The organism is Mesorhizobium sp. URHB0026 (assembly GCF_054059755.1).
Map to the genome: position 1 here is coordinate 2,410,352 of NZ_JBSSCN010000001.1, position 21,597 is coordinate 2,431,948.

Annotated in this window: 14 protein-coding genes; 7 read left to right on the plus strand and 7 right to left on the minus strand. The window is 64.5% G+C overall.

All coding sequences use genetic code 11. The features are described 5' to 3' along the window. Nucleotides 1-14: 14 nt before the first annotated feature. The 3 genes from ACVWWD_RS12065 to pdeM all read left to right on the plus strand — a co-directional run bounded on the left by ACVWWD_RS12065 (nt 15) and on the right by pdeM (nt 4,189). The gene (locus ACVWWD_RS12065) at nt 15-875 is read left to right on the plus strand and encodes a C40 family peptidase (protein ID WP_352549926.1); all 861 of its coding nucleotides are present in this window, start codon (nt 15-17) and stop codon (nt 873-875) included. Nucleotides 876-941: 66 nt separating this feature from the next. After that, nucleotides 942-3,476 (plus strand): ligase-associated DNA damage response DEXH box helicase, encoded by a 2,535-nt coding sequence (locus ACVWWD_RS12070; protein WP_352549927.1) that lies wholly within the window; start codon nt 942-944, stop codon nt 3,474-3,476. Beyond that, nucleotides 3,473-4,189: a ligase-associated DNA damage response endonuclease PdeM gene (gene pdeM, locus ACVWWD_RS12075; RefSeq protein WP_023795390.1), complete on the plus strand. Its 717-nt coding sequence runs from the start codon at nt 3,473-3,475 to the stop codon at nt 4,187-4,189. Before ACVWWD_RS12070 ends, pdeM begins: the two co-directional genes overlap by 4 nt. A 3-nt stretch (nt 4,190-4,192) precedes the next feature. Here pdeM and ACVWWD_RS12080 read toward each other — a convergent pair whose 3' ends face one another. From ACVWWD_RS12080 to ACVWWD_RS12090, 3 genes are read right to left on the minus strand one after another with little or no spacing between them, the layout of a single operon-like run. Then, entirely contained in the window at nt 4,193-5,128 is a 936-nt protein-coding gene (locus ACVWWD_RS12080; RefSeq protein ID WP_352549928.1) for a dimethyl sulfoxide reductase anchor subunit family protein, read from the minus strand. A gap of 3 nt (nt 5,129-5,131) precedes the next feature. Beyond that, nucleotides 5,132-5,866 (minus strand): 4Fe-4S dicluster domain-containing protein, encoded by a 735-nt coding sequence (locus tag ACVWWD_RS12085; protein WP_023773010.1) that lies wholly within the window; start codon nt 5,864-5,866, stop codon nt 5,132-5,134. Next, entirely contained in the window at nt 5,863-8,793 is a 2,931-nt protein-coding gene (locus tag ACVWWD_RS12090; protein ID WP_352549929.1) for a molybdopterin oxidoreductase family protein, read from the minus strand. The genes ACVWWD_RS12085 and ACVWWD_RS12090 overlap by 4 nt, the downstream gene beginning before the upstream one ends. 274 nt (nt 8,794-9,067) lie before the next feature. On the opposite strand from ACVWWD_RS12090, the gene ACVWWD_RS12095 reads away from it, so the two are divergent. Beyond that, nucleotides 9,068-9,970 carry a LysR substrate-binding domain-containing protein gene (locus ACVWWD_RS12095; RefSeq protein WP_352549930.1) on the plus strand — a complete coding sequence of 301 codons (903 nt, stop codon included), beginning with the start codon at nt 9,068-9,070 and terminating at the stop codon, nt 9,968-9,970. 2 nt (nt 9,971-9,972) lie between these two features. Here ACVWWD_RS12095 and ACVWWD_RS12100 read toward each other — a convergent pair whose 3' ends face one another. The 4 genes from ACVWWD_RS12100 to ACVWWD_RS12115 all read right to left on the minus strand — a co-directional run bounded on the left by ACVWWD_RS12100 (nt 9,973) and on the right by ACVWWD_RS12115 (nt 17,383). Next, complete coding sequence (locus tag ACVWWD_RS12100; RefSeq protein ID WP_352549931.1) at nt 9,973-11,229, minus strand: Hsp70 family protein; 1,257 nt, start codon at nt 11,227-11,229, stop codon at nt 9,973-9,975. A gap of 170 nt (nt 11,230-11,399) precedes the next feature. Then, nucleotides 11,400-12,188, minus strand: coding sequence for a TIGR02186 family protein (locus ACVWWD_RS12105; protein WP_352549932.1), 789 nt, complete (start codon nt 12,186-12,188; stop codon nt 11,400-11,402). Then, on the minus strand, nt 12,188-13,111 hold the full coding sequence (locus ACVWWD_RS12110; protein ID WP_023773005.1) for a sulfite exporter TauE/SafE family protein: 924 nt from the start codon (nt 13,109-13,111) through the stop codon (nt 12,188-12,190). Before ACVWWD_RS12110 ends, ACVWWD_RS12105 begins: the two co-directional genes overlap by 1 nt. Before the next feature lie 192 nt (nt 13,112-13,303). Further along, on the minus strand, nt 13,304-17,383 hold the full coding sequence (locus ACVWWD_RS12115; RefSeq protein ID WP_457103079.1) for a peptidoglycan-binding protein: 4,080 nt from the start codon (nt 17,381-17,383) through the stop codon (nt 13,304-13,306). Between the two features lie 452 nt (nt 17,384-17,835). Here ACVWWD_RS12115 and ACVWWD_RS12120 point away from each other — a divergent pair, with 452 nt between their 5' ends. The 3 genes from ACVWWD_RS12120 (at nt 17,836) to ACVWWD_RS12130 (ending at nt 21,571) form a co-directional block, all read left to right on the plus strand. Further along, nucleotides 17,836-18,297, plus strand: a complete 462-nt coding sequence (locus tag ACVWWD_RS12120; protein ID WP_015319311.1) for a MerR family transcriptional regulator — start codon at nt 17,836-17,838, stop codon at nt 18,295-18,297. Nucleotides 18,298-18,561: 264 nt separating this feature from the next. Continuing rightward, nucleotides 18,562-20,352, plus strand: a complete 1,791-nt coding sequence (locus ACVWWD_RS12125) for an acyl-CoA dehydrogenase (protein WP_023773003.1) — start codon at nt 18,562-18,564, stop codon at nt 20,350-20,352. Between the two features lie 46 nt (nt 20,353-20,398). Next, nucleotides 20,399-21,571 (plus strand): acyl-CoA dehydrogenase family protein, encoded by a 1,173-nt coding sequence (locus ACVWWD_RS12130; protein ID WP_031248071.1) that lies wholly within the window; start codon nt 20,399-20,401, stop codon nt 21,569-21,571. Nucleotides 21,572-21,597 lie beyond the last annotated feature (26 nt).

Genomic DNA, 21,597 nt, shown 5'->3' on the forward strand with positions numbered 1-21,597 from the left:
CCGGATTTGACGATTTGACTGCCAGGGACGCCCGCCTCCACGCCTTCCGCTCCGACCTTGCCGATGCGCGGCTGAAAGGCGAGGTGACAGCCGACCGTTTCGTCGCCGGCCGACCGGCGCGCATTGCCGCCTTGGTGGCCGATCTGCGCAAGGGGCCGCGGCCCGACGCTGGCATCAACACGCAGTTCCTTTTCGGCGACGATGTTCTCGTTTTCGAGCAAACCGAAGGCTGGGCTTGGGTCCAGGGCGAACGCGATGGCTATGTCGGCTATGTCGCCGATGCCATGCTGGGCTGGCGTGACCATGCGTCTACTCATATCGTTTCGGTGCCACGCACGTTCCTCTATCCCGGTCCGGACCTGCGCTTTCCGATTGCCGGACAATTGTCCATGGGATCGACCGTAACCGTGACGGGTGCCGCTGAAACACGGGGCACGCATTATGCACTGCTGCCCTCCGGTGATGCCGTGATCGCTGGCCATCTGCAGCCGATCGGCGAAGGGGCCGGCGACTATGTGTCCGTGGCCGAGATGTTTCTGGGCACGCCCTATCTATGGGGCGGTGTTTCCGGCTTCGGCATCGATTGCTCAGGCCTGGTGCAACTGGCCATGCGCATGGCGGGCAGGGATGTGCTGCGCGATTCCGACATGCAGGCGGTAAGCATCGGCGAGCCGCTCGAACCGGGCCCTGATTTTTCGGGGCTGCGACGTGGTGACCTGGTGTTCTGGAAAGGGCATGTCGCCATCATGACCGACGCCGAAACCATGATCCACGCCAATGGCCACACCATGCTTGTGTCGCGTGAAGGACTGAAGGAAGCAATCGCCCGCATCGGTTATCTCTATGGTGGGCCGACAGGGTTCCGGCGCCCGTAAGGGTTTCGATCCCCTTTTGTTCCGATTCTGCTTGGCGATTGCCTGTCGCCGCGCTACCTCTGGCACGTGACAGTTGAGCCGCGCCTCGCCGACCAGAATGCCGCAGTCGTCCTGCCCGAGCCATTTCTAAAATGGTTCGGCGAGAAAGGCTGGTCGCCGCGCGCCCATCAGATCGAACTCCTGGCGAAGGCCCAAGCGGGGCAATCGGTACTGCTTATCGCGCCGACCGGCGCCGGCAAGACGCTGGCCGGCTTTCTGCCGTCGCTGACCGAACTGGCCGTCAGGCCAAGGCGAAAACCAGGCCAGGCGCGGCGCGGCATCCACACGCTGTACATCTCGCCGTTGAAGGCACTGGCCGTCGACATCGAGCGCAATCTCGGCAAGCCGGTCGAGGAGATCGGCTTGCCCGTCACCATCGAAACGCGCACCGGCGACACCCCCGCCCACAAGCGCCAGCGCCAGAAGCTTGCGCCGCCCGACATTCTGCTCACCACGCCGGAGCAACTGGCGCTGCTGATCGCGGCAGGCGACGCGAGACGCTTCTTTGAGGATCTGCGCTATGTCGTGCTCGACGAGTTGCATTCGCTGGTGACGTCGAAACGCGGCCATCTTTTGGCGCTCGGCCTGGCGCGGTTGCGCAGCTTCGTCCCAAGCCTGCAGACGATCGGCCTGTCGGCGACGGTGGCCGAGCCGGACGAATTGCGGCGCTGGCTGGTCAGCCAGAACCCACCGGGTGAGATGGCGGAATTGATCACTGTGACCGGTGGTGCCAAGCCCGAAATCTCGATCCTCGATTCCGAGGAACGCGTGCCCTGGGCGGGGCACTCGGCTCGCTACGCCACGCCGGAAATCTACCGCGAGATCAAGCGCCACAAGACGACCTTGCTGTTCGTCAACACACGCAGCCAGGCGGAGCTGCTGTTCCAGGAGTTGTGGCGCGTCAACGAGGACACATTGCCGATCGCCCTGCATCATGGCTCGCTCGACGTCGCCCAGCGCCGGCGCGTCGAGAAGGCAATGGGCGAGAACGCTCTGCGCGCCATCGTCGCCACATCGACGCTCGATCTCGGCATCGACTGGGGCGATGTCGACCTGGTCGTGCATGTCGGTGCTCCGAAGGGCGCCAGCCGGTTGGCACAGCGCATCGGTCGTGCCAACCACCGCATGGATGAGCCGTCCAAGGCGATCCTGATCCCCGCAAATCGTTTCGAGGTTCTGGAGTGCCGGGCCGCACTCGACGCCAATTATCTCGGCGCGCAGGATACGCCGCCACTGGTCAATGGCGGGCTCGACGTGCTGGCCCAGCATGTGCTCGGCTGCGCCTGCGGCGCACCGTTCCGCGCCGGTGACCTGTACGAGGAGGTACGGACGGCGGCACCCTATGCCGGCCTCGATCGGCCGACCTTCGACCGTGTCATCGATTTCGTCGCCACCGGTGGCTACGCACTGAAGAACTATGAGCGCTATGCCCGCATCCGCCTCAACAAGGACGGGCTGTGGCGGGCCTCCAATCCGCGCGTCGCCCAGCAATACAGGCTCAATGTCGGCACCATCATCGAGGTGCCCGCGCTCAACGTTCGTTACGTCAAGGCCGGCAGCAAAGGCGCGGCGTCGCACGGCGGCCGCGTGCTCGGCAAGATCGAGGAGGCGTTTCTCGAGACCTTGACGCATGGCGATACTTTCATGTTCGCCGGCAAGGTGCTGCGTTTCGAGGGCATCCGCGAGAATGAGTGCTTCGTGTCGAACGCGCCCGGCAGCGACGCCAAGGTACCCTATTATGGCGGCGGCAAATTCCCGCTCTCGACCTACCTCGCAGAGCAGGTCCGCATCATGCTGGACGATCCGCGGCGCTGGACGAAGCTGCCGGAGCAGGTGGCCGACTGGCTGCGGTTCCAGTCGGACAAGTCCATGCTGCCCAAGCGCGACGATTTGCTGATCGAGACCTTTCCGCGCGGCAACCGCCATTACCTGGTCGCCTATCCCTTTGAGGGCAGGCTGGCGCACCAGACGCTTGGCATGTTGCTCACCCGTCGCCTCGACAGGGCGGGCGTCAGGCCGCTCGGCTTTGTCGCCACTGATTATGCCTTGGCCATATGGTCGCTGGGCGACATGGGCGCGATGTTCAAAGCCAGGAAACCTTCACTGGGCGCGCTGTTCGACCAGGACATGCTGGGCGACGATCTGGAAGCCTGGCTGGCCGATAGCTGGCTTCTCAAGCGCACTTTCCGCAATTGTGCGCTGATCTCGGGGCTGATCGAAAAACGCCACCCCGGCCAGGAGAAGAGCGGTCGCCAGGTCACCGTGTCGACCGACCTGATCTACGATGTGCTGCGCAGCCATGAGCCGGACCACATCCTGCTTCAGGCGACGCGTGCCGACGCGGCGACCGGCCTGCTCGATGTCAGCAGACTTGCGGACATGCTCTCGCGCATCCAGGGTCGAATCATGCATAAGGCGCTCGAGCAGATATCGCCGCTTGCCGTGCCGATCATGCTCGAAATCGGCAAGATGCCGGTGAACGGCGAGGCCGATGAAACGCTGCTGATGGACGCGGCGACACTGGTTGAAGAGGCCATGGGGCCTGGGATGGTTGATGAATGAATTTCTCGCTGGCGCGCACATCGCTGATCGCCGAGGCCGATCTCGTCGGCATCGCGGGCGAGCGCGCGGTCTGCGATCCGCGCGGCGTGCTGTATTTCCCCGAGCTCAAGTTGCTGACAGTTTCGGACCTGCATCTGGAGAAGGGGTCGTCTCTGGCAAGGCGCGGCACGCTCATCCCGCCCTACGACACTGGCGCGACCCTGCTCAGGCTGCAGGCGGTCATATCGGACTACCAGCCGTCGATCGTCATCAGCCTGGGTGACTCCTTCCATGACAGCGGCGGCGCCGCGCGCATGCATTCGAGCTTCCGCGAACGGCTGGAAGCGCTGATGGCGGGCCGCGACTGGTTCTGGGTCGCCGGCAATCACGACCCCGAAGCGCCGGCGGATCTGCCTGGCGAGACCGTGCGGGAACTAGCCATAGGCTCACTGCTGTTCCGGCATGAGCCATCGAAGGTGAGGATCGAGGGCGAAATATCGGGTCATCTGCACCCCTGCGCCCGCATCGTGCAACAAGGCCGTTCGGTGCGCAGGCGCTGCTTTGCCGGTGATGGCGGCCGCATGATCATGCCGGCCTTCGGCGCCTATACCGGTTCGCTCAACGTGCTCGACCGCGCCTATGCCGGGCTGTTCCGGCTGGAGTCGCTGATGGCTTACATGCTCGGCACCGAGCGCATCTTCGCCATCTCGCACTCGATGCTGCGGCCAGGCTGAGATCTATCGCCCGTAGTAGAGCATGACCGTGTGCTTCGCTTCGGCGAAGAACAGCCAGCGTTCGACCAGCATGCCGGCGAACTGGGCGATCGTGGCCAGCGCCGAGAGCGCCGCCGCGATCGGCCACGGCAAGGCGAAGGCGGCAAGCAGCAACAGGACGGGCAAACCGAAGGCCAGCGCCTGCGTGATCCGGCGCAGCTTCGCGCTGTGCTTGCGCGCGATGCGAAAACCCATTTCCTTGAGCAGGTAGTTCTCCTCGGTATGCGGCCATTCCAGGGATTGCACCATGCCGCCGGACAGCCCGGTCGCCGTGTTGGCGGTCGTCGGGATTTCCAGCCGGTCATTGTAGCGCCACGTCGCCAGCTTCCAGCCCCAGCCGAGCAAAATGAGCAGCGCGGAAGCCGCCAGAAGCATTTTCGAGCCGAGAGCAAATCCTTGCATCACAACGTTCAGAAGCACGCTGCCGCTCATCGCCGAGAAGATGAGATAGCCGGGCAAGGTGTAGGGGCTGTGCCACTGGGCGATGGGTTTCAGCGAGGCATAGATCATGCCGGTCATGCAGACCGTGGCTATGGCGCCGAAGGCGGCCAGGACCCCCGCGACCGCCACCCAGCCGTCGAGGCGGCCAAGGAAGATCCAGCCCACGCCGAAAAGGCCTGCGGGAATGAAGGTGGCGACCGAGGCGACGCCTTCGCGTGACAGCCATGAGCTGCGCCACTGCGAGAACGCCCGCCAGGCACGTTCGGGCCTGCCGAGATGACCGGTCGATGACAACAGGCCGGCGGCGATCAGGCCAAGCGCCAAGCCGAGGCCAATGAGCCCCAGCCAGAAATCGGCCGGGATCACACCAGATGGGGCAAGCACGCCGAGCAATGCCAGCAGGCCGTAGCCGGCACCCGTGGCGGCGGTGAAGAAGACGACGGAGAAGGCGGGATGCATGGGCTAGTTCGAAAGCATGCGGTCGACCCAGCCAAGGAAACCGCCCTCGGCCCGCAGCGGCTCCAGCGCGGGAGCGGGCACCGATGCGGCACGCTGCGTGTGAGCGCGCGGCGGCAGGTATTTGTTGGTCGGGTGATAGCCGAGTTCCGGCATCAGGTCGACACCGCCGCGCTCCGCCACCAGTTGCGAAACGGGGGATTGGGGATCGCCGAGGTCGCCGAAATGCCGGGCGCTGGTCGGGCAGGCGGCGACGCAGGCCGGTACGCGATCCCCCTCGGCCAGATTGTCGTTATAGATGCGGTCGACGCAGAGCGTGCATTTCTTCATCACGCCGACATCGCCATCGAATTCGCGCGCGCCGTAAGGGCAGGCCCAGCTGCACAATTTGCAGCCGATGCACTTGTCCTCGTCGATCAGCACGATGCCGTCGGAGGCGCGCTTGTAGGACGCGCCGGTCGGGCAGACGGTGACGCAGGCCGGCGTCTCGCAATGCAGGCAGGAACGCGGGAAGTTGACCGTGCGCCCACCCATCTCGGTGATGTGCTCGTAACTGTGCACGCGGTTGAACCAGACCCCATCGACATGGCCCCCATAGGGATCGATGTCGGTCAGCGGCGCCATGTGGCCGCCTGTGTTCCACTCCTTGCAGGCGGTGACGCAGGCCTGGCAGCCTACACAGGTGTCGAGGTCGATGACGAGGCCAAGCTTCTTGCCGCCCGGACTTGGAAGACAGGTCATTCGGCCGCCTCTCTTGCCTGCCGAAACCCGGCGCCGAAAGTGAGCTTGTCTGGCGAGGGTTCGAAATGCGGCGGCTGTTGAAAACGCTCGAATTGCGGTTCGGTGAAGCCGGCCTCCTCCGCCGCGCATTTGACGAGGCGCACGCGCAGATCGAACCACGCCGCCTGTCCCGTGACCGGATCGGAATTCGAATAACGCTTGCCCTTCGCGTCGGCCAAGGTCTGGTCTCCGATGATGTGGTTGAGCAGGAAGCCGCGATTGCTTTCGGCGGCATCGTCTTTCAGCCCCCAGCTGCCGCGTCGCTTGCCGATCGCGTTCCAGGTCCACACTGTGCTTTCGTTCACGCCGTCGACCAGCTTGATCTGCCCTTTCACTTTGCCGTTGATGCTTTCGATCCAGACCCAGTCGTCGTCGGCAAGGGCAAGGCCAGCCGCGGTCCGGTGATGCACGAACAGCCGGTTCTGGCTGGTGATCTGCCGCAACCACGCGTTTTGCGAACCCCAGGAATGGTACATGTGCATGGGCCGCTGCGTCAGCGCGTGCAGCGGGTATTTTTCCTGGTCGACGGTCGCTTCCTCGAACGGCATGTACCAGAACGGCAGCGGGTCCATGTAGGTCTCGACGCGCTTGCGTTCGCTTGCGGGCGGCACCACCCGGCTATGACCACGCGCGGCCAGCCGAAAACGCTGCATCGGTTCGGAATAGAGCTGGAAGACGATCGGCTCGGCCTTGGGGATGAAGCCTAGTTGCACCGCGAAGTCGAGATAGGAGCGGTTGGCCATCTTGTAGTAGCGCTGGTCCTCAGTGAAATCGTGGTGCCAGAACCCGCCATTGTCGATGTAGCGTTGCAACTGGTTGGGGTTGACGTCGCCCTTGCCGATCGAGCTTTCGTCCTTGCCGCGCCAACCTGCGAGCGGGCCGATGCCGGGCGTGCGTTCATGATTGACGATGTAGTCGGCATAGTCGCGGTACTTCGGCGAGCCGTCGTCATCGACGAAGCCGGGCAGGCCAAGCCGCGCGCCGAGTTCGATCAGCACCGACTGGAAGGGCCTGACGTCGCGGTCGGGCTCGACGACCGGATGGCGAATGGCGTCGCCCGGCCCGTCGGCATGGCTGATCGGCCGGTCAAGCAGGCTGATGCAGTCATGACGCTCGAGATAGGTGGTGTCGGGCAGGACCAGGTCCGCGAACGGCACGGTCTCGGAGTAGTAGGCATCGGAATAGATGATGAAGGGGATCTTGTAGTTGCCCGCTTCATCATGGTCGGTGAGCATGGCCATGGTCTCGACGGTGTTCATCGAGGAATTCCAGGCCATGTTCGACATGTACATCATCAGTGTGTCGATCGGGTAGGGATCACCGGCCCAGGCGTTACGGATGACTGTGTGCATCAGCCCATGCGCCGCAAGCGGCGAATCCCACGAATAGGCCTTGTCGATGCGCAGCGGCGTACCCGCTTCGTCGACCAGCAGATCGTCGGGTCCACAGACGAAACCGAGCGGCATGCCGTCGAGCGGCGTCATCGGCCTGACATCGTTGCCGCAGGGCTTTGGGCCGGGCGGCGCCGACCGGGGGTAGGGCGGCTTGAAGCGGAAGCCGCCCGGCACGTCTACCGTGCCCAGCAGAACCTGCAGCAGGTGGATGGCGCGACAGGTGTGAAAGCCATTGGAGTGGGCCGAGATGCCGCGCATGGCATGCATCGAAACGGGCCGTCCCTTGATCGTATCATGCCGGCGCCCGGCCCAGTCGGTCCATGCCACCGGCAGTTCGATCGCCTGCTCGAAGGCGACGTGGGCCAGTTCGGCGGCGATCCGGCGGATCGTTCCGGCGGCGATGCCGCAACGCTCCGCGACCGCATCGGGCGAATAGCTGACGTCCATGTAGCGGTCTGCGATCAGCTGGAACACGGGACGGCACCTGCGCCCGTCGACCGTGAAGCTGCCGGTCAGTGCCGGCTTTGCATTTGAATCGGCTGAGTTGACGGAGGTCTTCGCCACTCTGTCCCATGCCAGCGGATTGCCGTCGCTGTCGCGCATGAACAGCCCGTCATCGGCCGCGCCCGGCTCCTGGACAACCAGGACATGGGCGTTGGTGTAGCGGAGCAGATAATCGAGATCGACGCGGCCGGCTGTCAAGAGTTCGTGGATCAGCGCGAACACGAACAGGCCGTCGGTGCCGGGCCGGATGCCGATCCAGTCGTCGGCGATCGCATTGTAGCCGGTCCGGCATGGATTGATCGACACCACCTTGGCGCCGCGCGCCTTGAGCTTGCCCAGTCCGATCTTGATCGGATTGGAATCATGGTCCTCGGCAACGCCGAACAGCATGAAGTATTTCGTGTTGTCCCAATCGGGCTCGCCGAACTCCCAGAACGAGCCGCCGATCGTGTAAAGGCCTCCCGCCGCCATGTTCACCGAACAGAAGCCGCCATGGGCGGCGAAGTTCGCCGTGCCGAACTGGCTCGCCCACCAGCCTGTAAGAGATTGTGATTGGTCACGGCCTGTGAAGAAAGCGAGTTCTTTAGGATAGGTCCGGCGGATGTTCGACAGCCGCTCGGTGGCGATCGAGAAGGCCTCCTCCCACTCGATCTCGCGGAACTCACCCGAGCCGCGCGGCCCGGTGCGCAGCAATGGCTTCTTCAGCCTGGCCGGGCTGTAGTGCTGCATGATGCCGGAACTGCCCTTGCCGCAGATTACGCCGCGATTGACCGGATGGTCCTTGTTGCCGTTGATGTAACGGACCGTGCCGTCCTTGATGTGCACATCGATGCCGCAGCGGCAGGCGCACATGTAGCAGGTCGTCTTGGCGATCCTGTCGGAAACATCAGGCGAGGTGTCGACACCGTCGCCTTCATCAGGCGCCCGCGTGTCGGCAAGCGGGCGTTGCGAGGGGGCTGAATTGGCGCCGCGCGGCGGTCCTTGCATCATAATCCCGTGGTGCTCGCGCCAGCGGATTTGGCTCGCGTCTTCGGCCCGGGGCCTCGCATATAGTGTTCTTCGGGATGGTAGCGGTCGCCGGCCAGCCGTCGCCTTATACCGCGGCCCCAATGCGCAAGCAGGGATCTGAACCGCCCGATCATGTTGCTCTTGCGACCTGCAGGCTAAATTTTTCTAACTTCCACAGAAGAAGTAGAATAAAACTATCGATCCGTCTAATCAGTTGTTCTTGTAAATTCGATCGATATTGGTTCTTAATGCAGGCATGACCCTGGATCAGTTGCGCATTTTCGTCGCGGTCGCGGAGCGCGGCCATATGACCAAGGCGGCGGAGCTCCTGGGCATTTCCCAGTCGGCCGCGTCGGCGGCCATTCGCGCTTTGGAAGAGCAGCATGGTGTCCATTTGTTCAACCGCGTCGGCCGCAACATCGAGCTGGCTCAGACCGGTCATCGGTTCCTGCCGGAGGCCAAGGCCGTGCTGGAGCGGGCCGCCGCCGCGCGCGATGTCCTGGAACATGTTTCGCAAACGGTCGCCGGCAGCCTCTCCATCGCCGCCAGCCTGACCATCGCCAGCTACTGGCTGCCGCGCCGGCTGGCCTCTTTCCACGAGGCCTATCCGGCTGTCAGGCTTAGCGTCACCATCGGCAACACAAGGCAGGTCGAGGCCAGCGTGCTGGATGGAACCGCCGATCTCGGCCTGGTCGAAGGGCGCACCGAGTCCGACTTATTGCGCCGCGTCAAGGTCGATACCGACCGGCTGATGCTGGTCGTTGCCAGCTCCCATCCAGAGATCGCCGAAATGGCGCCGGGCCGGCCCGACATCACCGGCCTGCGCTGGATCATCCGTGAGGGCGGCTCCGGCACGCGTGAGGTGCTGGAGGATCTGGCGCGCCGCGAGGGGATTTCGCTTGCCGACCTCCGGATATTCCTGGTGCTGCCCAGCAACGAGGCGGTCCGCCAGGCTGTCGAGGCGGGTGCCGGCGCGACCATCATTTCGGAGCTGGTCGTCGGGCGCGCGGTCGCCGAGGGGAGCCTGAGAGCCGTGCCGATCGAATTGCCGAAGCGCGACTTCGCCATGATCACCCATCGCGACCGTCAGGCAAGCCTGGCCCAGATGGCGCTGAAGGCGCATCTGGCCGCGGAGGCGAACGGGTCCACGTTGGACTAGGTTCAGCCGAACTTCCGCTGCGCATCGAGCGCCAGGCCGAGCCCGACCGATCCGAACATATCGCCTTCTATGACGGAAGCCCGCGGCACCAGCGACAGGATTTCCCGCCTTGCCAGCGGGATCGCCGTCGATCCGCCGGTCAGGAACACCGCGGTGATGTCGGAGGGCTTGACCCCGGCGTCGCGGATGGTCCGCGCCACCGTTTCGGTAACCCGCTCGATGTCCCGAGCGATCGTGGCCTCCAGTCCGTCGCGCGTGATCCCGGCGGCGAACGCCGCGCCCGGCAGCTTCACCGCCACTTCCGCCGATGACATGTCGGTCAGCTCTATCTTGGCTTTCTCGACCAGCGCCGCCAGCGCGTGCCCGTAGCGGTGCTCGACGATATGGATGAAGCGGTCGACCAGGTCGGCGCGCACGGCCTCGTAGCGGATCTGGCGCAGATGCGTCATCGCCTTGGCGGTATAGACCAAATTGATGCGCTGCCATGTGGCGAGATCGATGAAGTAGCTGGCCGGCAGATTGCGCTTGCCGTCCTTGGTCGGCGACAGGTACCCGAGCTGTGGCATGACATGGGCGATGCTCAGCAGCCGGTCGAAATCGGTGCCGCCGATATGGATGCCGCGGCTGGCCAGGATGTCGTCCTTGCGATCGGTCGATCGCGCGCGCTCCGGCGAGACCCGCACGATCGAGAAGTCGGACGTGCCGCCGCCCATGTCGATGATCAGCGCCAGTTCCTCGCGTGTCACTTTCTGCTCGTAATCGAGCGCCGCCGCGATCGGCTCGAACTGGAAAGCGATATGCTTGAAGCCTTGGGCACGGGCAGCCTTCTCGAGTTCGCCTTGCGCCTCAGCGTCGGCTTGCGCGTCGTCATCGACGAACTGCACCGGGCGGCCGAGCACCACGCTCTCCACGACGCCGTGGGCGTCCTCTTCCAGCCGCGTTCTCAGATGACCGATGAACAGGCCGATGATGTCGATGAAGCCGATCTGGCGTGCCTTGATCCGCGTCTTCTCGTGGGCGAGCGAACTGCCGAGCACGCTCTTCAATGAGCGCATCAGGCGGCCTTCGATGCTGTCGGTATAGTCGCCGATCGCGCGGCGGCCGAAATAAGTATGGCCGTCCTCGAAATTGAAGAACACGGCACTTGGCAAAGTGGGCTGCTCGCCCTCCAGCAGGACCAGCCGCGCCTTGCCGTTCCGGATGACGCCCACCGTGGAATTGGACGTGCCGAAGTCAATGCCGCCGAATGCCTGATGCATCGCAGCCTCCTGTCATTGTTTCGCGGCGGCAAATCAGCGGCGACGCGTCGCGCTGTCATCCGGATGGCCGGACCGCTCCTGGCGAATGGTATGTGCGTGTTTGCCCTTGGCTGGGAGGCGGCGGTTTATCGCATGGCGTTGAAAAGGGGAACCCCTCTTTTCCCGCGGCATCAATCCTTGCGGAACACCAGCCGGCCGAGCCAGCCCGTCACCATGGCCAGCGATACGGCGAACACGCCGTAGAGGAACGAGTAGTCGTGGGCGACGCGGAAGATCGATTGTTCGAAGCCCGATTTGCGGATTTCGACCTGTGCCGAACTCTCCTTGACGAACAGGCCGCTCTTGAACAGGAATGCGCGCGCTTTGTGCGTGCCGACCGAGACATCAGGCGCCAGCCTGACGGTAGCGCGAAACAGGTTCTGCGATAGGAATTGCACGCCGCCGACATTCTCGCTGTAGAGGCCGGCGGCGGCCTTGCGCTCGCGCAACGCGGCCGTGAATTCCTCGATCGTCGCCGGGCTGTCACCGGCTTCGGCGGGCTGCATATAGAGGTTGGAGGCGCCGAGCGACAGCTGCTTGTAGCTGTTGGGTTCGGTGATGTCCTGCAGCGGCCGCGTCGTCGCGACCGAATAGGACACCGGCACGTTCTCGAAGGTCTCGGAATCCAAATTGACCCAAACCCCCAGCACCCGGTCCTTGCGGCGTACGACCACCGGTTTTGGTGGCCCTTCGAGCACGACGATAACATCGTAACGGCCCTGGCGTGCGACCAGCGGGTCGGGATTTTCCAGCGAACCGAAGATGGTCAGGTCGGCGCCGGAAAAACCGGCGGTGATCGACACCGCGTCGGTGGAAAGGCCGATCTGGATGCCTTCGGTCGGCGGCGTCTGCGCCTTCGCCGGCGCGGCGGCGGTCAGGGACAGGAGAGCGACGGCTACGAGCGCTTTCAGGCCATTCATCAGTTGAGGCCCACGCCGGACAACGAATAAAGGTTGGGCGGCGTGGCGAACAGATCGGTGGCAAGCCGGATCGCCACCGCCAGCACCAGCAGCGCCAGGAGCGCTCTCAATTGCTCGCCGCGCAGCCGCTGGCCGGCCTTGGCGCCATATTGCGCCCCGGCCACGCCGCCGGCCATCAACAGGAAGGCCAGCATCACATCGACGGTCTGGTTTGTGGTGGCGTGAACCAGCGTCGTATAGGCGGAGGTGAAGATGATCTGGAACAGCGAGGTGCCGATGACGACATTGGTCGGCACTTTCAAGAGATAGATCAGCGCCGGCACCATGATGAAGCCGCCGCCGACACCCATGATCGACGACAGGAAGCCGATGCCGGCGCCAAGCCCGAGCACCGGAATGACGCTGACGAACAGTTTCGACGCGCGGAAGCGCATCTTCAGCGGCAAGCGATGGATCCAGTTGTGCTGGCCGGATTTCTTCAGCACCGGCGCCGCGCCGCTGCGCGTGGCGCGAAGGGCGTTGATGCTCTCGACCAGCATCAGCCCGCCGACGGTGCCGAGCAGCACCACGTAGAGCAGCGAGATGAACAGGTCGAGCTGGCCGAGCCTGCGCAGGAAGCCGAACACATAGATGCCGCCGGTTGAGCCGACGACGCCGCCGGCCAGAAGCACGCTGCCGAGCTTGAAGTCGAGCGTCCCTCGCTTCATGTGCGACAACACGCCGGAGACGGAAGAAGCGATGACCTGGTTGGCGCCGGTGGCGACCGCGATCGCCGGCGGGATGTTGTAGAAGATCAAGAGCGGCGTGATCAGGAAGCCGCCGCCCACCCCGAACATGCCCGACAGGAAGCCCACCGCGGCGCCCATGGCCAGCAGCACGAAGACGTTGACGGAAATTTCCGCGATCGGGAGATAGATGCCCACCCGTCTGTCTCGATCAGTTTGCCTGTCGGCGAATAAAGCCGCTGCGGGCACTATCGCATCGAAAAGCCAATTTTCTCTTGCGCCGACGCGGCAGCGGGATCAAACCCCGCCACCGCGCCGAAACAAAAAACAACTCAATCAGTTAACAGGCAAATGTAAGGCAAGGGCGTCGTGGAAACGACGCTTCTGCCGTTATTTGCGCGCCAGCAATGCCTTGACCAGCTTCTCGTCGACCGTGCCCGTCGCCGGCAGCTTGTTGTCGGTCTGGAAAGCGATGATCGCGTTCTTGGTCTTCCCGCCCATCACCCCGTCGGCGCCGCCGGCGTCATATCCGTTCTTGTTGAGGATGAGCTGGATGTTCTTGACCGCCTTCTCCATGTCGATGCCGGCGGTCGTCTGCGGCGTGCCTTCCTGCCAGGATTCAGGAATGTCCACCGAATTGGCCGCCGCGTTGAGCGGCTTGGCCTTCCACAGTTCGGTCGCGGCGCGCGCCCGCTCGAGCTGCTCGGGCCGCAGCGCGTTGGCGATCTCGTCGCGCTTGGCCGCGGCATCCTTGTCGCCGGTCTTGGCGACGAGCGCGAACCATTTGTAGGATTCCTCCAGGTTCTGCTTCATGCCGACGCCCTTGGCGGCGAGGATGCCAAGATTGAACTGGCTGTCCTTGACGCCGAGGTCGGCGGCCGCCTGGAACCAGTGCGCGGCCGATTCATTGTCGGTTGCACCGTCGGCGGCCATGGCGAACAGCACCGCCAGATTGTGCATGGCGCTGGCGTTGCCCTGCGCGGCGGCGAGCTGGTACCAGGTCTTCGACTTCTTGATGTCGCGCGCGACGCCGATGCCCTTTTCGTAAAAATTGCCGATGCGGTATTCGGCCGGCGCGAAGCCGAGTTCCGCCGATTTCTCATACCATTTGGCGGCAGCCGGCATGTCTTCCTTGACGCCGCGCGACTCGGCGTAGCGTGAGCCGACCTCGAACAGCGCCTTGGCGTCGCCACCGGCAGCGGCGTCACGCAAGGCGGCCGGGCCGGCATCGGACGGAATGTCGAACTTGGTCGCGGCTGTCGCCGCCGGCTTGTCCATGGGCGCAACGGCGCCGGTCATGTCGTTGGTCGTCGCCGCGGTCGCCCCTGGCGCGGCAGGGGCCGCTTGGAGATCGGCATCCGTCGCCTGCGTAGTGCCGGCGGCCGGTGCCGGATCCGCCATGCCGGGGGCAGCGGTCATCGGAGCAATCGCCGCCTGTGCGGCCGAAGCCATCGCGTCGGGAGCGGCTGCGCTCGGGCCGGAAGCCATGCTCGATCCGACCGGCGAAGCGGGCTCGGCCGTGGGCGCTGTATCCGGCGTCGCGTTCGTATCAGACGGCATGGCCATGACGGTCCGCGCCGCCATATCGTCCTCGCTTGCCGGCGCGGATTGTTCGGCCTGCCTGGCCGGACGGGCCGGCGCGCTGTCCATCGCCGTCGGCTGAACTTCGACCTTCGGCTGGCTGGCGGTATCGAGAGATGCCGTCTGAACCGGCCGCGGGCCGACGATCGGGGATGCGTCGTTGCTTGCCACCTGGGCGGGATCCGAAAGGAACGCCTTGCCGAGCTGCAGGCCGGCAAGCGCCAGCATGATCGCTGCCGCTGCCATCAGGATCGGCTTGCGCCGCGCCTTGAGCAGGTCGCCTATCCTGAGCGCCTTGACCGGGCCTTTCATAGTCGACTGGCGCTTCAAGGCGTCGGCCTCGGCCGCGGCCGCCTGCGCAGCGCGCCGGGCGGCGGCGATGAAATCCGATTTCGCCGCGTCGCTGTCGCCGAGCTTTGCCGGTTGTCCGCGCTCGTCACGCACGCGCTTCATGATGGCATTGAGGTCAGGCGCGCCGGAGCCGGGCTCCAGCGGACGGTTGGCGACTTTCGGGTCGAGCGGCTCGTCGAGATCGACACTCGGGATGTCGGCGCTCGGCGCCGAGCCGGCCAGCGGCGGAACATCCGCCGCCTTCTTGCCCTTGAACGCCCGCGCCAGTCCGCCGAACATCGACTTGCGGCCTGCGGGCTGGTCATTTCCGGCGGTGGTGTCGGAGCCAAGTGCGGCCATCGCGGCGGCGGCGGCGGCTTCCGCCGGCGAACGCGTGCCCGGCCGGGGAGACAAGCCCGTTCCAACGTGCAGTGCGGGCTCGCCGGGCTCGGTGCGCAATATGGCCGCGGCACGCGCGTCCAGATCGGCCATGTCGCCGGTCAGCGGCAGCGGCTCGTCCATGGTCATGGATGGTGCGTTCACGGCCATCTTGGGCCGCTGCACGCCACGCCAGCCGCTCGGTTCGATCGAGGCCGCGTCCAGGAGTTCGCTTACCGCTTCGGACGGGTCGCTGGTTTCCAGCGAGCCCAGCCTGTCGACGATCTTGAGCAATGTGTCGTGAATGGCCTCGAAGGTCCGCGAATTGCGCTCGTCGGAACGCCGCGTCAGCGTCTCCAGGGTCTTCAGATCCTGGGCGAGGCCGGATACCGCGGCCGTATTGGTGCTCGTCCCGGCCAGCGAGCGCACCGCGTTCTCGGCCGCCTCACGTGCCGCGCCCAGGATGGAATCGCGGGTCCCGGCCAGCGCTTTTTCGATTTCGTCGAGGCGCGGGCTGATGTCCTCGAAGTCCGGCAGCGGCGTGCTGGGCTTGGAAAGATGCGCCGACAGGCCGGCGACCTGCGCCTCCAGGCTGCGGATCAGCGCCGGATCGATGCCGGCTACCTGGGCCGCCGAAGCGTCCAGCCGGCTTGAAATATCCTCGAGCCGGCTTTCCAGGCCCCGGATCGCCGCCTCGCCGGCGGGATCGGGAGCGCGTGTCTCCATGCGCTTGGCCAGTGCGGTGAAGCGAGCGTCGATGGCGTCCATGATGCCGGCGCTGTCGACCTGCGGCATGCTGCGCTGGTCCAGCCGGTCGGCAACCTCGTCCAGCCGGCGCTCGAGATCGCGAAACAGCATGTTGCCCTGTTCGATGGCGTCGCCCTGGCGCCGCTCCATCATGCCCGATAGCACGTCGAAGCGCTGCTCCAGCCCATGGAAGATGTAGTCGGCGTCGGGCATGGCCGGCGCTTGATCAATCTTGTCGGCGATCAGCGCGATCTGCTTGGCGAGCCGTTCCATCGCCTGCTCGGGCAGGTTGGCGCGGCCGGCGAGGTCGTCGACCCGGCTCGACAGCGTGTTCAGCCGGTCGATCACGACATTTGCGGGACGGTCCTGCGCTACTTCCTCGATCTGCTGGGCGAGCGAGTCGATCCGCTTCTCGATGCGCTCGATGGCTTCGTGGTCGACTGAATTCGCCTGTGCGGCGACTGTGGAGGCGACGATGGCGCGGGAAATCTCGTCCAGCCGCTCGTCGATCATGGCCAGCGTGCCGCCGCCGCGATTTTCCTGCTGGCTGGCGAAATGGTCGACCGCCCCGGCCAGCGTGCGGACCTTCTCCTCCAGCGAACGCAGGGACAGCGATTCCGGCAGGTTGTTGACGGCGTTGCTGATCTGCTCCAGCCGGCCGGTCAAGGCGGCAAGGGCGGGGTCGTCGGAGCGTTTGCGCTGGTCGGCGTCGACGCGGTCCTCGAAGGCCGTCCAGCGGCGGTCGAACTCGTCCCAGCGGCGGTCGACCTTCTGCACGCTCTCCTCGCGCGCCAGCGTGTCGAGCGCGGCCTTGACCTGTTCGAGTTCCAGTCGCAGCAGGTTGACGCTCCTGTCGTCGCTCTTCTCCGACAGCGATTTGATGGCGCCGGAGAGCCGCTCGAATTCCACGCCGAGTTCGGCGCTGCCCTTGCCCGATGTCCCGGACTTGGCGTTCGACTGGAAGGCGCGGTCGATGTCCTTGCGCAGCGCGTCGAATTCGCGCTGCAACCCTGAAGTCACCTGGTGACGCAGTTCCTCGCGCATGCCGCGCAGTTCGCCGGCGATCTTGCCGACCATGGCGACGCTGTCTTCCTGGCCGCGCACGCGGTCGATGTCACGCGCGATCGCCTGATAATTCTGGTCGAAGGGTGCAGGCGAGGGCGTCGGGTTGTGTGCACGCGGTGCCGGCTGCGGATCCTCGTACCAGCGCTGCTGGGCCGTCGGCTGCGTGGCGGGATAGCGCGGGTCGGAGGCGGGGTAACGCGGTTCGGCGCCATATTGGCGAGGAGCGGGTCGTGCCGTCGCGTCCTCGCGCGTCTGCCCCAGGCGCTGTTCCAGCGTCTCCAGCGAGCGGTTCAGCTGCTCGAGCGTGGTCTGCGGCTTGCGCTGCCTGCCGGCATTGAGTGTATCGAGGTAGGACCGCTTGCTGTTCATCGGTGCGTCCGTCTTTCAGATTGGCCGGCTTGCGGCCAGCTCCCCAAGTCCCTGCCGGAACGAGGCGACCGCGCTTTCATGCCACGGTGGAAGACAAGCTTCCCGGGTTTCCCCGCGCTCCGAAAAACCGTGAAAATTCGATACAGGATAACCACGGGTAGCCGACACGCGCACATTTCGCCCAACGTGGTAAACAACGCGTTAACCAAGCTTAAGAAGTTGCAAGGAAGTTGGCTGACGCGACTTCCGGTGCGGCATAAAGCACCGTTCTCAGAACGCCCTTGCGTCATGAGGCGGCTACCGGTATAGAATTGACGTAAACGTAAATGGCGCATCAACTGCGCTGTTTACGATTTGTTTGTAGAAACCACGGCCGGAAGCACGCCCCCGCTTCCAGTCAGGCGACGCATGGTCCGGGACCGCGACGCCACCAGACGGGGAAGCCAGTGACCATGAAGCTTATCTCGGCCGGCGAGACCGCGGCCAATACCAATAATGCAACCGTTGAAGCCGGCGAGGATCTCTCCCGCATCGGCGAGATGGCCAAGAAGTACGGCGTGACGCTGCGCACGTTGCGTTTCTATGAAGACAAGGGCCTGCTCAATCCCCAGCGCGACGGTTCGACCCGTCTCTATACGCGCCGCGACAAGGCCAGGCTGAAGCTGATCCTGCTCGGCCGCAAGGTTGGGTTCTCGTTGCGCGACGTCAAGCAGATGATGGACCTCTATGATCCGACCGGTTCCAACACCAAGCAGTTGCGGCTGGCGCTGGACAAGTCGGAAAAGCAGCTCGCTCGCCTGCAGAAGCAGCGGGCGCTGATCGACGACGCCATCAATGAGCTAGGCGGCTCGATGTCGGCGGTGCGTCAGATGCTGGCCGAGCGTTCGGCGCCGCAAGCGAGCGTCGCGAGCTAAGCCGCCCTCCGATACTGTCGGACCCTTCACCATAAAGCCGCGTGGCCATGCCGCGCGGCTTTCGCTGTCTGGCCTGCCTGCTTCGCGCTGGCTTGCGCATTGCCGTTGCGCCAAGCTCACTACGCTCGTGGCGACAGAAATCTCGCCGCGCCGGAAATATTGACGTTTACGCAAACGTCAATATTTGCTATTGCGGCTTCGACATTGGCCCGCTTGCCGCGCCCGGCTTGATTTCGGGGTCAATCCGCATGGTGGAGGAAAAGCATGCCGATCTACAGGGCCCCGGTCCAGGACACGCTGTTCGTGCTCAACGAGGTGCTCGGTTATCAGCGCTATTCGAACCTTCCCGGATTCGCCGACGCGACGCCTGACGTGCTCGAGGCAATTCTCGCCGAAGGGGCCAAGCTCGCCGAGAATGTCATGCATCCGCTGAACCGTGTCGGCGACATGGAGGGCTGCGTGCGCCACGACGACGGCTCGGTGACCACGCCCAGGGGCTTCAAGGAAGCCTTCGACCAGTATCGCGAAGGCGGCTGGATGGGCCTGGCGGCCCCCGTCGAGTTCGGCGGCCAGGGCCTGCCCTATGCCGTGCACACGGCGGTGGCTGAATACATGGTGTCGGCCAACATGTCGCTGATGATGTATCCGGGCCTGACGCAGGGCGCGATCGCCGCCATCATCACCCACGGCACCGACGAGCAGAAGGCGACCTGGCTGCCCAGGATGGTCGAGGGCAGCTGGACCGGCACCATGAACCTGACCGAGCCGCATTGCGGCACCGATCTTGGCCTGCTGCGCACCAAGGCGGTGCCGAACGGCGACGGCACCTACAGGATTTCAGGCCAGAAAATCTTCATCTCGGCCGGTGAGCACGACATGTCGGACAACATTGTCCATCTGGTGCTGGCCCGCATCGAAGGCGCGCCGGAGGGCGTCAAGGGCATTTCGCTGTTCATCGTGCCCAAGCTGAAGCTCGACGCTTCGGGCAATCCGGGGACGAGAAACACCGTCTCCTGCGGCTCGATCGAGGAGAAGATGGGCATCCACGGCAACTCGACCTGTGTCATGAATTATGACGAGGCCGAAGGCACGCTGCTGGGGGAGGCCAATGGCGGCCTCAAGGCGATGTTCACGATGATGAACGAGGCCCGCCTCGGCGTCGGCCTTCAGGGCCTCTCGCTGTCGGAGATCGCCTACCAGAATGCCGCTGCCTATGCCAAGGACCGGTTGCAGGGTCGCTCGCTGTCAGGCCCGAAGGCGCCGGACAAGAAGGCCGACCCGATCATCGTTCATCCCGACATTCGCCGCTCGCTGATGACCATGAAGGCGTTCAACGAGGCCGGCCGCGCGCTGGCGCTGTGGACGGCGATCAAGTCCGATATCGCGCACCGCTCCGCCGACGACAAGGACCGCCAGGCGGCCGACGACTACACCGGCCTGATGACGCCGGTGGTCAAGGGCGTGCTGACCGACAAGGGCTTCGACCACGCCGTCATGGCGCAGCAGGTGTTCGGCGGTCACGGCTATATCGAAGAGCACGGCATGAGCCAGTTCGTGCGCGATGCCCGCATCGCCATGATCTATGAAGGCGCCAACGGCATTCAGGCGCTCGACCTCGTCGGCCGCAAGCTCGGTCTGAACGGCGGCCGCGCCATCCAGGCCTTCTTCAAGGAGGTCGGCGAATTCTGCGAGGAAAACCGCGCGGACGAAAAGATGGCGCCCTTCACCAAGGGTCTGAAGAAGGGCCTCAACGATTTACAGGCGGCGACCATGTGGCTGCTGCAGAATGGCATGGCCAGGCCCGATAATGCCGGTGCGGCCTCGACCGACTACATGCATCTCTTCGGCCTCGTCGCGCTGGGCTACATGTGGGCGCGGATGGCCAAGGCGGCACAGGGCAGGACGGATGCCAACGGCTCCCAATCTTTCTACGATAACAAGGTGGTGACGGCGCGCTTCTTCATGGAGCGGATCATGCCGGAGACCTCGGCGCACCTCGCCCGTATTTCGAGTGGTGCCGATGCGCTGATGGCCCTGCCGGCGGAAGCGTTCTAAACTCCGTCTCGCTAGCCTTTCTGTCTGTCGATACGCGGAGGAAATCGTGGCGACAAATCCCGCCGAAGTGCTCTCTTTGCCGAAACCAGCCTGGGCGGCCGACGAGGTCGGCATGCTCTACGACATGGCGACCCGCTTCATGTCGGAGGAGATAGCGCCGCGCTACGACGAGTTCGAGAAGAACGAGATGGTCGACCGCGAAAGCTGGCTCAAGGCTGGTTCCGCCGGCCTGCTCTGCGCGTCCATGCCGGAGGAATATGGCGGCTCCGGCGGCACCTTCGCGCATGAGAGCGCCATCATCGAGGCGATCGGTCATGTCGGCGTCGACGGTTTCGGCATCGGCCTGCACAATTCGATCGTCGCCCCCTACATCCTCCATTACGGTTCGGAAGAGCAGAAGAAGAAATGGTTGCCCAGGCTCGCCACCGGCGAACTGATAGGCGCCATTGCCATGACCGAGCCCGGCGCCGGTTCCGACCTGCAGGGTGTCAAGACCCGTGCCGAGAAGGATGGCAACCAGTACAAGATCAACGGCTCCAAGACCTTCATCACCAACGGCCAGCTGGCGAACTTCATCATCGTCGTCACCAAGACCGATCCGGAGAAGGGCGCCAAGGGCACCTCGCTGATGGTCATCGAGACCGAGGAGGTCGAGGGGTTCGAACGCGGCCGAAACCTCGACAAGATCGGGCTGAAGGCCAACGACACGTCGGAGTTGTTCTTCAACGACGTCCGTGTGCCGACCTCCAACCTGCTCGGCCATGAAGAGGGACAGGGGTTCGTCCAGTTGATGCAGCAATTGCCGCAGGAGCGTCTGCAGATCGGCACCGGGGCGATCGCCATGATCGAACGGGCGCTGGCGCTGACCATCGACTACGTCAAGGAGCGCAAGGCTTTCGGCAAGGCGATCATCGATTTCCAGAACACACAGTTCAAACTGGCCGAGTTGAAGACCGAGGCCACCGTCGGCCGCGTCTTCTACAATGACTGCGTCACTCGCCACATCAATGGCGGCCTCGATCCGGTGACCGCCTCGATGGCCAAGTACTGGCTCTCCGACCTCCAGGGCAAAGTCGTCGACGAATGCCTTCAATTGCACGGCGGCTATGGCTACATGAATGAATATCCGATCGCCCGCATGTTCCGCGACGCCCGCGTCCAGCGCATCTATGGCGGCACCAACGAGATCATGAAATTGCTGATCGGACGCTCGCTCTGAGCAGCTTTTCAGCGAACCCAGGGAGC